This window comes from Leptospira levettii, from assembly GCF_002812085.1.
GTDB lineage: Bacteria > Spirochaetota > Leptospiria > Leptospirales > Leptospiraceae > Leptospira_A > Leptospira_A levettii.
Map to the genome: position 1 here is coordinate 1,438,743 of NZ_NPDM01000001.1, position 13,908 is coordinate 1,452,650.

At 38.4% G+C, this 13,908-nt stretch carries 10 protein-coding genes; 4 read left to right on the plus strand and 6 right to left on the minus strand.

What is annotated here, in order from left to right; translation table 11 throughout:
* Positions 1-12: 12 nt before the first annotated feature.
* On the plus strand, positions 13-1,281 hold the full coding sequence (locus CH354_RS06825) for a lysophospholipid acyltransferase family protein (RefSeq protein WP_100725828.1): 1,269 nt from the start codon (positions 13-15) through the stop codon (positions 1,279-1,281).
* On the opposite strand, the gene CH354_RS06830 is transcribed toward CH354_RS06825, so the two are convergent.
* The gene (locus tag CH354_RS06830; RefSeq protein ID WP_100725829.1) at positions 1,278-2,690 is read right to left on the minus strand and encodes an OmpA family protein; all 1,413 of its coding nucleotides are present in this window, start codon (positions 2,688-2,690) and stop codon (positions 1,278-1,280) included. The genes CH354_RS06825 and CH354_RS06830 overlap by 4 nt on opposite strands.
* Before the next feature lie 106 nt (positions 2,691-2,796).
* Between CH354_RS06830 and CH354_RS06835 the strand changes: the two genes are divergently transcribed.
* Entirely contained in the window at positions 2,797-3,714 is a 918-nt protein-coding gene (locus CH354_RS06835; RefSeq protein ID WP_100725830.1) for a phosphate ABC transporter substrate-binding protein, read from the plus strand.
* Positions 3,715-4,098: 384 nt separating this feature from the next.
* Positions 4,099-7,536, plus strand: a complete 3,438-nt coding sequence (locus tag CH354_RS06840) for a chitobiase/beta-hexosaminidase C-terminal domain-containing protein (RefSeq protein ID WP_100725831.1) — start codon at positions 4,099-4,101, stop codon at positions 7,534-7,536.
* A 212-nt stretch (positions 7,537-7,748) separates the two neighbouring features.
* Here the strand turns inward: CH354_RS06840 and CH354_RS06845 are convergent, their stop codons facing one another.
* The 4 genes from CH354_RS06845 to CH354_RS06860 are packed head-to-tail and all read right to left on the minus strand — an operon-like array spanning position 7,749 to position 10,905.
* Positions 7,749-9,245: an adenylate/guanylate cyclase domain-containing protein gene (locus CH354_RS06845; protein WP_100725832.1), complete on the minus strand. Its 1,497-nt coding sequence runs from the start codon at positions 9,243-9,245 to the stop codon at positions 7,749-7,751.
* Positions 9,242-9,754, minus strand: coding sequence for a hypoxanthine phosphoribosyltransferase (hpt, locus tag CH354_RS06850; protein ID WP_100725833.1), 513 nt, complete (start codon positions 9,752-9,754; stop codon positions 9,242-9,244). The genes CH354_RS06845 and hpt overlap by 4 nt, the downstream gene beginning before the upstream one ends.
* Positions 9,751-10,263 carry a SixA phosphatase family protein gene (locus tag CH354_RS06855; protein WP_100725834.1) on the minus strand — a complete coding sequence of 171 codons (513 nt, stop codon included), beginning with the start codon at positions 10,261-10,263 and terminating at the stop codon, positions 9,751-9,753. The genes hpt and CH354_RS06855 overlap by 4 nt, the downstream gene beginning before the upstream one ends.
* A gap of 45 nt (positions 10,264-10,308) precedes the next feature.
* Positions 10,309-10,905 carry a response regulator transcription factor gene (locus CH354_RS06860; protein ID WP_100725835.1) on the minus strand — a complete coding sequence of 199 codons (597 nt, stop codon included), beginning with the start codon at positions 10,903-10,905 and terminating at the stop codon, positions 10,309-10,311.
* A 6-nt stretch (positions 10,906-10,911) separates the two neighbouring features.
* On the opposite strand from CH354_RS06860, the gene CH354_RS06865 reads away from it, so the two are divergent.
* Positions 10,912-13,344, plus strand: a complete 2,433-nt coding sequence (locus tag CH354_RS06865; RefSeq protein WP_100725836.1) for an ATP-binding response regulator — start codon at positions 10,912-10,914, stop codon at positions 13,342-13,344.
* On the opposite strand, the gene CH354_RS06870 is transcribed toward CH354_RS06865, so the two are convergent.
* Positions 13,336-13,908, minus strand: a complete 573-nt coding sequence (locus CH354_RS06870; protein ID WP_100725837.1) for a DUF1569 domain-containing protein — start codon at positions 13,906-13,908, stop codon at positions 13,336-13,338. The two genes, CH354_RS06865 and CH354_RS06870, sit on opposite strands and share 9 nt — an antisense overlap.

Sequence of the window (13,908 nt, forward strand, 5' to 3'; positions counted from 1 at the left end):
TTACACAGTTCTATGAAAGATACCTTTATCGCTCCTCGTTTTGAATTTCCTGTTGCTTTGGGATTGGATTTGGGTTTTCCCATTCTCACAAAACTTTTGTTTAACTTAGATGGAGTGGTACTAGCCAAAGAAGATGAACTTCGCCTAAAAGAAACAAAAGACAAACGAGTTGTGTATCTTTTAAACCAACCCACAGAGATGGAATCCATCATCGCCTACCAAGTAGCCAACTCCATTGGAACAAGATTTCATTATATGGCATCACGTAGTATTTTCAATTGGGGTTTTGGAATTGTAGGTGAACTTATCAAACGAGTTGGAGCATTTTCTGTTTTACATGGAAGTTCCAATCGAAAGATGATTCGAACCACCAAACAAATATTATCCGAAAATTCCGGAAAACTTGTTATGTATCCAGAAGGGATCATGTCTGGTGAAAATGATAATTTGGTTTCCTTTTTACCGAGTACAGCCCAACTCATTTATTGGGGATTGGAAGAAGCCAAAAAAAAGGATCCACATGCAGAACTTTTTTTACAACCAACCTTTGTGAAATATAAAATTTCTGGCACAAGAGATTCCATTTTAAAGGACATTGAAACCTCTTTATCACGGATCGAACGTAAATTAAAGTTATACCCAGGTGGAAGGACAGTGCTTCGCAGGTTTTTGACTGTGGGCCGTGTGATGTTAGAGGAAACGGAATTTGAACTTGGAATCCCAAAATCAGAGATCAATGGTAAGGATTTTGATTACCGATTGGGAAGGGCAAGGCATATGGCTCTGAACCTAGCAGGTCAAATTTTACAGATCAAATTCCAAGATTCAGACAATGCCATCCAAAAGATTCGGATTTTATTCCATGCTTTGGACCGAATTGACGCAGGGATTCCATTGGAATCTACCCCCAAACACCTAACGGACCAAAACATCCGCCGAGCCAAACAATTAGTAGAGACAGCGTATGCATTTCTCATCACCCAACCTAAAAATCTCATCCAATGGCCATCCGCAGAACGCCTTATGGAATGGATTTGTAGTTTTGAAAGGCATATATTTGGAAAATCAGAAATGAGAGCTAAAAAAGCGTATGTTTACGCATCACACTCCATTCCACTTGCTCCTTATTTTGAAAAATACAAAACAAACAAAAAAGATAGTTATCATTTGTTACTTGGTGATATCAGAAAGGAAATGGAAAAACTGATGGAACGTGGAAAAAAGGAAAGTGAACCATTAGTCCCACCATACTCTGTAGGACTCGATTTACAGATTGGTTAGTCGAGAACGAGAGTGATCTCTACTCTTCTATTTTTGTGACGATTCTCTTCTGTGTCATTTGGGGCTACTGGTAAATCGTCAGCATAACCTCGAAAGGAAATCTGTTTTTCGTCCATCTTATAATTATCAACTAATGAGTGTAAAACGGACTTTGCTCTCTCTTCTGATAATTTTTGATTGTATTCTTTTTTCCCAATATTGTCGGTGTGACCAGAAACTCTGATTTCACGATCTGGGTATTTTTTTAAAATTTCTGCAATTTTGGCAACTGCGGATTCTGCATCTGGTTTTATTTTGCTATCATTAAAATCAAATAAAATGGAATCCAAAGAAAACACGATCCCATCTTCCGAAGTACGAACTTTTACTGGTAATTGTTCTGCAATTTTGTTTGGGTCTTCTCCATCGGGTATGAGTTTGGAAGGAGAATTTAAATCTGGATTTTGATTTGTGATGAGAGTTCCTGTTGGCTCGCCGATCCCATTTGGATTTGCATTTGGTTTTCCATTCCCTGGACGATAAGCAGGCGTAATCCGAAGTCCGTTTGGCAATCCATCTTTCGTATAACCAACAATCAAATCATTTAGAATATCTTCGCGAATGGACTCTTTATCTTTTGCATTTACTTGGTTTCGTAAAAAATATACTCCTTTGATATGAAAGTTTGCTTCTTGGACTGTACCATTTGGATAAATGAAGGTATAAGAAAGTTTAACTTCTTTAAATTCAGGAACACCTTTGGTTGCATTGAAAAAAACAGTTCCTGTTGCAAATCCAAATATCTTATAAGGAACGTTAGGCGCCATTCTCTCTGATTCAGCTTTTGTATAAAAAATAGGATAGGTGTAAGTGATTTTTTCACAGTTGCCAGAATAGTTCCCTTCTTTCCATGGAAAAATCCCTTGGAAGGTATATTCGGGAGTGACTTTGACTCGGATGCGTTCACTCGAAAAGTCAAAGGACTCTTCTGCTGGTAATTTCCAAACATCGGATACCGAAACCGCATTTTCAGGAAAGGAAGGAAAACTTCGAAGGTTCGGCATGATAAATTCGTTTGGCACTTCATAACGACCATTTCGAAAGAGTGTAAAATCGGATAAAAATTCTTTGTCCTTCCAAAAAGGTCCCGAAGTTTTACCATACCTCAAATAAGTATCAAACCAAGCGTTCACCAAACAAGAGTCTTGCGAACATTGTTTGGTTTTCATCACAACCCGGTTTTTATCTTCTCGTTCCACTGTTTTTGTTCCTACACGAAAGAAAACATCATGGTATTCATTGAGTTCCAAAACTTGGTTGTTGGTCCATTTCCATTGGAACTGGGTTTTTTCAGAAGGGCCTGCAAACAAATCCAAGAATGGTAGGATTGTTACAAAACAAATGAGAAGCGAATGGACTTTGGTCTTCACTTTGCAAAGATCGGGGTTTTTTTCGAAAAACTGAGAGGGGTTTTGGAAAAAACAACGGGTTTTTGCGATTGACGGAGGATTGAATTTGGGCTTTACCTGATTTACGATGAAAAACCTTTCTCTGCTTTTTTACATTTTGATTACAATTAATTTTGTCGCATGTAAGGACAAACAAACCCTTAAAGTGGCTGGATCAGAAACCATGAATAGTATGATGCGATTTTTGGGTACTGAATATGAGAAAGTCAATTCAAACGTTCGTGTAACAGTCGAAGGTGGTGGTTCGGAATCTGGAATTGATCGATTGCGAAAAGGAGAAATTGATATGGCAGTTTCTTCGCGAGCGCTCAACCAAGCTGAGTATGATGATTTACGAAAAACAGGAAACTTGGAAATTGTTCGTCTTGCTTACGACGGAGTGGCACTTGTTGTGAATCTAAACAATCCTGTTTCCAAACTCCATTTGGTCCAAACATCTGATATTTTTTCAGGAAAAATCAAAAACTGGAAAGAAGTGGGAGGCCAAGATGCACCTATTTCCATCGTAATTCGAAATGACAAATCTGGTACACAAGACTACTTTCAAAATCATATTTTAAAAAGAAGGGATTTGGGTGATAAAGAATTTAATACCTATAAATCCAATGTGTTTTCACCCAATGCCAAAATTGTGAAGGACAATGCTGAAATGGCAAAGTACATCCAAGAAAATCCAAATAGCATTGGTTATATGGGAATGGGTTCTGCTCTAGTGGATCATAAAGATAAGTTAAAAGCACTTGAGTATGCAAAAACCTCTTCAAAGGATGAACCATTTGTGACTCCATCCATTCGTAATGTTTATGATCGTAAATACAAACTAGCACGTGAATTATTTATTATCTATAAAACTGACCAAGGAGATAAAATTGATGCCTTTGTAACATATCTCACAAGCGAACAAGGGCAGGTGGCTGTGTTACAATCCGGGTATCTCAGGTCTTCTTTGCCTGAAGTGGAAGTATCAGCAGAGCCAGTGAAGTAAGGGAATTATAAGTTGAGAGACTAAAAATTTCTCAACTTGAATTCCATTTGAAAATTAGAATATGGGTGAATGAATCAGTTCACCCCTCCCACCTTCTTTGAAAGAAGACGTTTTTTCTTTTAGATTCCGAAACTATTTTCTGCCAACTCTATCTTTGTCCTTCAGATGTAAAAGTCCAGCAAACACTTGCTAATGATTATTTCCCATTGCAAATTGAGTCCATAAAAAAGTCTAAACCGTTAAAAACGGTGCAAAGTCGTTTTGAGAACGTTTTTAGCGGTATTTTTGAAAAATTTTGATACGGTCACTGAATTATGCTGTAAGCATATATCTGTGATAGAAGATCTGAAAATCTGAATCACTCTTTAATTTAGGCTAAAAAAAATGCAAATCTACCGTCATTTCCTTTCTCTTATATTCTTACTTCTATTTACCAGTAACTGTTTTTTGTTTTTGCCTAATGGTGGAAAACAAACAGATTTTAGTGTCTTTGGATTTCTACTTGGACTTCTCGGAGGATCCACATCATCCTCTTCTCAAGATTTAAGCCCCGGAACACAAATTGATCTTTCTGGAGAAGGAAAGATCGATGGAACCTTGGTGGATTCAGATGGAGATGGAATCTCTGATGGAATCAATCTCACGGGAGGAAATACTCCAAATTTAATTTTGATCGATACAAATGGAGATAATTTGCCAGATGCTGTGGATTCCAATGGGGACGGAATTCCTGACTATTACATCAGTCCAAATCCTCCTGGATTTCTCACAACAGCTCCTGGTGGATCAGGAAATCCAGTTGTTCTTATTGTGGATGCCAATGGAAATCCTTTGGGATTTGATACGGATGGTGATGGAGCAGCTAACGATACAACAATTGTAACCATCTTAAGCGATACCACACCTCCAACTATCACCAGTTCGTTGTTAACGGGAACATTTTCATCTACACAAACGACGACACTTTCCTGTACAGACAATCGAGCTCCAGGTGCGATTGTGTATACTTTGGATGTTTCCAATCCGAGTTTTATACCAAAAAATGGAACCATCATTACAAAATCTTCAAAGGACATATCCTTGTCCACAGAAGGAACGCATACGTTACAAGCAATTTGTCGTGACTTAGCGGGAAATATTTCTGCTCCAATTACTTTAAATTATACGATTGATATAAAAGTCCCCGCTCTTTCGATTGTAAGTCAAACATCAGATTCCGTAAGTGCAAATGTGGGAGCCATCAATTCTTCTACGATCACTTGGATATCTGACCGTTCAGGATCTTTCACAATTCGTGAAGGCAGTTCTTGTGAATCTGGTGTGATCATCTCCAATGGCAATGTTACTGCAAACCTAGGCCAATCATTAGCACTGAGTCATACTCACTTTACGGGTGAAGGATATAAATCTTTTCGCATTTGTGTGACTGGTACGAATGGACTCACTGGATTTGTTTCCTTGGCACTTCGCCGAGATGATACGGCACCGGTTGTTTCTGCAAGTCCCGGAAGTGGAAGTTATTCAACATCGACCTCTGTTTCTTTATCCTGTACTGACACAGGTGGCTCCGGTTGTGAACAAATCGCCTATGCAGTGCAAGTTGGTTCTGCCCCTTCCAATCCTTCCTTGCAAGGAACAACGGGAGCGGTGATAAGTGGTGTTTTATATACATCCGCAATTTTGATGTCAGATGCATCTGTCACCTATACAAAGTTTGTGGCTCGTGATAAAGCGGGCAATGTTTCTGCCGTGAGTTCTCAAAATTATACAGTCGATACACAAGTAGCTACTATCACAGTAAATTCTAATACAGTTGCCATCAATGGAACATCGAATGTATCCATTAATTGGCAAAGTAATCAATCTGGTACTTACCAAATTCGTGTGGGAGGTTCCAATTGTTCTAATGGTACGGCATTAACCCAAACAGGTAATAATGCCAATGTCGTAGGCAATGTGACAGCATCTTCCGCGAAAACATCTACGATTTCAAACTCTCATTTCTCTGAAGGGAATAATACAATTCGAATTTGTGTTGCAAACCTTGTTGGTAATTTTGGGTCTACTTCCATTACCATTAGTAAAGACACAACGGCTCCTTTGGTAACGATGACGTCGCCCGCAGGTGCGGGGCCATTTGTTTCTGGAGTCCAACTGGTGCTTAGTTGTTCTGACACGAGTGGAAGTGGATGTGACAAAATCATTTATACAACAAACGGATCGGAACCAAGTTTTGATTCCAATGGAGCCGTAACGAATGGAATTGTGTATTCCTCGCCAGTGGCCCTTGCCAATGGAAGTAACCAAATCAAATACTTAGCTCGAGACTTGGCAGGAAACTTAAGTACAACAGGAAGTCAAATTTTCCAAGTAGGTCCACCGAATCCGCCAGCTTTCGTAGAAGCACAAGCAAGCGGAACCAGTGCTTTAGTGCAGTGGTGGCCTGTAACTGGTGCTGAAACTTACACTGTGTACTATAGCACAAGTCCTGGTGTGACAAGCGCTTCGACAAGTTTTGGTCCAGTCTCAGATCCTAACGCATCAATTACGGGTCTTTCTGGTGGAACTTTGTATTACTTTCGAGTGGCTGTAAACAATCAATTAGGAACAAGTGCTCTTTCTTTGTTGGAAGCAAGTGCATTAACAACTGCTACACCTCCCGGTACAAGTGATACTGGAATCCACGTGGATATCTCAGCAGGACAAAGTGGTAATTCTGCAGGAAGTGGATCGATTTCTGGTGCAATTCCATCTGCCAACTTGGATATCATTAACAATAAGCTTTTAGTTGTCACGGTAAATGATGCGAATAACGGAAAACCAAGTTTATTTCGATGTGAGTTAGACGGTACGAACTGCACACATTCTGATTTGTCTGCTGGAGAAGGAACCAATTCGGGTCGCAATCCGAATGCTAAAATCGATTTCAAAAATCAAAAATTACTAGTGGTCGCAAGGAATGGTGCAAACGAAAACAAACCAAGTTTATACCGATGTGATTTAAATGGTAGCAATTGTACTCATACCGATATTTCAGCGGGGCAAGGTGCAAATTCCGCTGGTGATTCTGCTTCCCACAAATATGGTCCGAAACTGATCATCGACGATTTAAATCAGAAGATATTGGTTGTCACGATCAATGATGCAAATAATGGAAAACTCAGTTTATTTCGATGTGATTTAGATGGTAACAATTGTAATCATACCGATATTTCAGCAGGACAAGGAGCGAATTCCGCATTTTATCCAAGTTTCAAAGTGGATACAAAGAATCAGAAAATGTTAGTTGTTACTTATAACAATACGAAATTAAGTTTATTTCGATGTAATTTAGATGGAACAAATTGTACACATACCGACATCTCAGTTGGACAATCTTCTCTGATTTTTCCAAGTCTCAACATTGATTTGAATCGTCAAAAAATGATGGTAGCAGTCCATAAAGGCAATATTGGAGTAGGAACCTCTGATGGTGGGAAACCTGGCATCGTGCAATGCGATTTAAATGGTGCAAATTGTAGTTATGTTGATGTTTCTTATAATTCATCTATCTTAACAAGTCACAGATATATGAGTTCATCTCTTGATTTGATTAATCAGAAAATATTGATTGTTTACCAAGATCAAAATATTCAACACAAACCAAGATTAACTAGATGTGATTTTGATGGATCAAATTGTAATCATAAAGATATATCTGTAGGACAAGGTAGTTATTCTGGTACGTTTCCAGAAACTTTAATCAATTCTGCAAATGGTAAATTGTTTGTTGTGACTCAAAATGGTGCGAATGGTCGGAGACCTTCTCTCTTTATCTGGTAATCCTTGAATGAAGGATCCTAATGACCTGTGTCTCACCTCACAAAGGTGAGACACAGGCATCAGAGTAACCGTATTGTGGTCCAGCGAATGAAGAAAGTATTTTAATTCGCATAACTTACACAATTTGTTTAGGATAGGAATACTCCATTCCTGTTTCATAAGGACCGGAATTCCAATTGGTGATTATCGAATTTACTATAAGTATTGGTTCCTTATCTTTTGTTAAAAAGTTGTTTCCATTTGGAATTTGCTTTTAATTGACTTCGACTTAATTGGAAAACAGGAACAGGTGTGCCTACACCCTTTAATGTTGCTTTTTGTTTGCGATAGTTATAACCATGTTGTTTGACTAACTCTTCTGGTCCTGTAGCATTCCAAACCGATTCGCTTAACCAGACTTCTCCTGATTTCGCAAGTCCTTGGACACGTGCTGCTATATTGACGGATTGTCCAAAATAATCGAGACGTTCATCATTGACAACTGCTAATGCAGATCCCTCGTTCAGTCCTACTTTTAACCCAATTTCGTAACCTTCTTTTTTCCACTCTAGGTTCATGGTATCGATCCGTTCCATCATTTCCAGTGCAGCGAGGAGTCCTTCTGTAGGAGTCGAGAATGTTGCCATAATGGCATCCCCCATGGTTTTGACAATGGCTCCTTTGAACTTTCGCACAATCTCTGTTAGGATCCGAAAATGTTCTTGGACAAGTTTATAAGCAAAGATGTCACCGGCTGTGTCATACATTTCGGTAGAACCTTTTAAGTCGGTGAACATGATGGTGAGTGATTTTACATTTAGGTTTAAGTCAGGGGAAAGTTTTTGGATCCGGAACAAATCGCGAAACGATTGGTTATTGAGTAACATTTTGGCTGTGAGAAAGGAATGGCGAATAGTTGGATATTCCTTCGCAATTCGGTCAATTTCTTTGGGATTGGGTATGAGGACATTCAGACCAATTTGGAATCGGGTACGGTTGTTGATTGTAAATTGGTGTTTGCCTCTAGGAATGGAGATCGAATTTGGTTTCATTCCACTTTCCATCAGATCTACTAAATACGATTGGTTCGCAGGTGGAAGGTTTGGATCCACTGCAAACAGACACATCGCATTTCGATCTATGCTTACAAATTGGATGAGATGGCCTTGTAGTCCTCCGTAACTTGCTTCAAAGGAAAAGGTGTAAGAATCGTCAGGTTTCAGTTTCGCATAATCTTTGATAGTTGATTGGATCCAGTTTCTTAGCTCTGCAGACTTATCAAAGTTTTCAGAAAAAAAATAACGAAAGTAGTTCTCTAAATCTACAAAAGGATCAATTTCATTTTTTTGGAGAGATGGATGGATTTGGAAAGCAACTTCGACTTGGTCGTCGAGGAGGGTAGGAACTACAATATTACAAGAAACACAATGGAATTCCTTTCCTTCGATTTCATCCAATTTGTGATGGCTGTGAACGATTCCTCCGCACATCGGGCAAATCAGATTGTAAGCAAAGTCAAAAAGCCCAACTTTGGCTGCGTGCACAAAAAAATCGACCGAATCATTTTCGCTTAATTTGTGTTCGTTTGCAAATTTTAGCGGGTTTACTCGAAGTAATTTCCAATCATCCGCATGTTGAACATAATCTTCTGCGAGCTTTAAAATTTCTGGTTTTAGTACTGGGAATGATTTGAGAGTGTCAAATTTTTGTTTGATGATAGAATTTTTCAATCCGTGCCCTCTAACTTAGCAACATACGGTAAATTGCGAAACTTACCTTTGTAATCGAGTCCATATCCAACAAGAAAATCATCTTCGATGATAAATCCGGGATAATCAACAATGATGTGTGGGTTTGCCTTTTGCTTTTTCCAAAAAAGAGCCGCAACCTTTAGTTCCTTAGGATTTTGTTTTTGGACTTCAGTCACTAGATATTCCAAAGTTTTTCCCGTATCCACTATGTCTTCGACAAGCAAAACCGATTTGTTATGCACAGATTTTTTTAATTCTTTTGTGATTTTGAAGTCACCAGAAGTTATCCCATCTCCATAAGAGGATGCTGCCATAAAGTCCACTTCGTGTGGGATAGCGATACTCCGGCAAAGATCAGCGGTAAAGATAAAGCCACCATTGAGAATCCCAATGACTACAAGTTCCTTACTTAAAAAATCTCGAGAGATTTCCCGCGCTAATTCTTCTACACGGTGATGGATTCGTTCTTCTGAATAGAGTGGTTTCATTCTTTTCCTATTTGCCCAGGAATCCAGAATACTACTAATTGGCAACTTCCCCAACTAAGATTTTTCCAAGAATCGTCAGAAAAACTCAGTCCGAGAAAGGATGCCGTTGGGAATTTTTGGAAAAGGGATTTGTCAATGTCACCCAATACGAGAGCAGATCCAAAAGCTTCCAAACCTGGATTGTGACCTACGAGACAAACGGAACGAGTGCTAGTTGAAAGACCATGCAAAACAAATAATAAATCTTCTTTGTCCGCATCGTAAATGGATTCTCGAATCTCGGGTTTCGGAAATCGTAAAATTTCCTTCCGAAGGGAGGAATAGGTTTTGAGAGTTCGTTCGGCAGGTGAGACCAAACATTGGTCAAATTCAAAGCGACTTTCTTTTAAATATTCACGTAACGCTTTGGACTGTTCTTTTCCTCTTCGAGAGAGGGACCTGTCCAAATCGGTTTCATACGGCAAATCCCATTCGGACTTCGCATGCCGTAAAAGATAGATATGTTTCATAGGTATACTTTAGTCGAAACATATGAATGGAAAATCACGAAATCGCTATTTTTGTATTTCTTTTTCGTATTTCGAAATGAGTTCGTTATTATTTTTACAAGAAAACTTTGTCCTCATCTGATTCAAATGATACTCTACAGTCTTACGAGACTTTTGGATGCGGTCAGCCACTTCATTTTGGGAAAGACCTTGGACAAGTAAGTTCAAAATTTCCATTTGGAATGCAGAAAACGGAAGTTGCACTTTACTCACACCATCCGACACAAACGACCCACCCTTCATCACAAGTTGGATGACTTCTGGAAGTTTGGAAATGGGGTCTGATTTGAGCATGTAACCATCGGCTTTCGACTTAAGTGCGTCTTCGACATACACTCGGCTACCATGAAGGGAAAAAATAATGACCTTTGTGGGTTGGTGTTTTTCTTTGATCTCTCTTAACACATCGATTCCATTTCGATCTGGTAAATCGATGTCGAGAACCAAAACATCGATTGGATTTGTTTCTAGAAATTGAAACAAATCGGCGGCAGTTCGAAATTCTCCGGCAAGAGAAAAGAAAGGATTGGATTTCAGAATAGATATGATTCCTTCAGTGACAACGGAATGGTCTTCTAAGATGGCGATTTTAACGGATTCCACAACCTTATGATTTTCAGAGTCTCCTTCTCATCTATCCAAAAATCTTTTTCTGCCTCAGTAAAATTTTGTCGTTATCCCTTAATTTTTGGATTGGTTCTCCTCTTCACCTCTTCCTGCCACTTAGAACTCTCCCCAACCTTACTCGCAAAAGATGGTGTTTTGGATGGCCGAAATCTTAAGTTTACAGAGGACACAGTGAACCTCATTGGGAAGTGGGAATTTTACTGGAATGAATTTTTAGATCCAAACGCTCCTTCACCCAACAATCGATCTTATATGCAAGTAGGTGTACCCTGGTTTTCCCAACAGAATGAAGATGGGGAAGAGTATCCAAGTTTTGGTTATGCAACCTATCGATTGACCATTCTTTTGCCAGAAGGTGAATCCACCCAAGAGCCTTATGCTCTCCTCGTACCCGTACTACATAGTGCTTACAAAATATATGCAAACGGGACATTGGTCGCTGAAAATGGAACCATTGGTAAAAACAGTGAAACCCATGTACCATCCTTTCATACCAAAATAGTACCAATCTTAAATGGTAAAGAAAAAGTAGATTTGGTGATCCATATATCCAACTACTCGCATAAATTCGCAGGGATTCATGGGATCATTCGATTTGGAAAATTACATAATATAATTCAGGTTTGGAACAATTACCATTCTGCGTCTTGTATCATTTTGATTTTTATGGGAATCCTTTCCATTTATCATGCGTTAGTTTATTTGATCAATCGATCAGAAAAAAATGCATTACGAATGTCCTTTGTGTATTTGGGAATTTTGATTCTAAGTGCTACACTAACAGAAACAAGAATTCTCTTTAACTTTTTTTCGGATGATTACTGTATCCCGTTGTTTCGATTTTCAAGAATTGGTTTTGTGATCGTTTTGTTTTATGGTGGGAGTGTATTATTAAATTTAGCGCAAATGCGTATCTTTAAAAAAATGTTAGTATTGCTAAAAGTATACTCACTTACATTTCTATTGGTATCAATTTTAACACCTGTAAAACATTTAGCTTTAATCAGTTATTATTTTGAATATCTTTCTGCGATTTTTGTTCTGATTGGTTTGTTTTCGGTTTCTCTCGCATTGTATTTCCAGAGAAAAGAAAGCAAATTGTATTTTTTTAGTTTGTTTCTTGCAGTACTCGGTGGTGTCATTGATATCATTTTAATCTCCCATCCAAATTTTGGGTTTAGGCCCATGGGATTATTTTCTTTGTATTTTTTTATCATTCCTCAAACACTGGGTGTGACATTTGGATTGGTTCGAGTTTATAAACGATCTGAGTCTATCTCGAAAGAACTTTATAAAAGAAAAGAAGCACTTGAGAAAAAAGTAAAAGCTCGTACTGCTGAATTGGAAAAGGCAAACCGATGGAAAGCTAATTTTGTTTCTTTAATTTCGCATGACTTACGTTCGCCGCTCAATAGTGTGAACCAAATTTTGGATGTAATTGATTTTAGTTTTAGTGAAACATCAGAAGAAGAGAAGAAGAAATTTTTAGAGATTTGTAAAACAGGTGTGACCCAATCTTTGAAAATGTTAGAACAACTTTTGGATGTAAGTCGTTTTGATGCATTTGGGACCAAACTCATGCAAACTCGATTTTCAGTGAATGAATTGTTAAACGAAATCATTGAATCAGTGGAACCGTTGGCAACATTGAAAGGAATTCGAATCCAAAAAGACACACCAATCCAAGCAGAAATCATCGCCGATCGAACTTTGATTGGAGAAGTGTTTAAAAATATCCTAACAAATTCCATCAAATATTCATACCTCAATTCTGAAGTTTGGTTGGGTGTTTCTTTCAAAGGGAAATGGCTTTCTGTTGAAATTCGTGATCGTGGTCTTGGTATGAGTGAGGAACAGATCCATAAATTAACTGGGGAAGAAAATATCAAAAGTACCCCAGGAACTGCTGGCGAACGTGGAACTGGGCTCGGTTTACGATTATGTATGAACATCTTAGAAGCACATTTTGGAAAACTGAGGATTAAATCAGTTCTTGGCGTTGGTTCCTCATTTGAGATTTCCTTATCCAAAAGCACCAAATCTGTACTACTTGTTGATGATTCTGGTAATTTTAGATCCGATTTAGCAGAAGTAATGCGAAGGAACCAGTGGATTGTAATCGAAGCGGGAAATGGGGAAGAAGCTCTTTCTCATTTGGCAAGGATCACACCATCACTTATCATAACCGACTTACACATGCCAGGAATGAATGGTATTTCTTTGATTCATGAATGGGAAGGAAAACGAAATCAAAACCAAAAAATTCCCATCATCCTGATTAGTTCTGATGCACCTCTTTCTGGCGGAAATTCCTTTCTTGAAGAAGAGGGCTTAGAAACAATCGTATCTGCTTATTTATCTAAAATGTACAAAGCAGATGATTTGTGCCAACAGATCGAAATGATTTTAGTTTAACAAACGTTCCATGTGATTTTTGATATGTAGAGTATGAGCCACGTCATATTCTTCCTTCGTAAGATCTCCATATGCAAAATGAGGTCGTAAAGAAGACTCTGGTGTTTTGGTAAAAAGGTCAATCGCTTGTAACAATCTTTTGGCGCCCACTTTGATTTCTGTTAAATTGTCAATGTCTTCAGCACCTGGAATTGGTTCTTCCAATCCATGGTTCATTTTGTTTTTGAAAGCAAAAACGGAAAATGCAATTTTTCCAACTGACCCTCGGAAGAGAGATGATTTCATTTCAGGGTATCCCTTCATTGAAAATTCAATACTTTGTGCGCAGTGGGCAAACATCTTACCAACTGACCAATTCCCTTGTAATTTTAGTTCGGTGGGTTTTGAAAGATACGCAGAAACCAATGTTTTGTAATCTTCCAAATCTTCTGCTTCTAACCAAGGAGATGTGATTTCATTTGTTATATTTTCTTTCTCTTTTCCATCGTTTGATTCTCCGAATAATGGAAGTTGTGCGATGCTCATTGTAAGTGCAGTTCGTCTGATAAATTCTTTCCGTTTCAT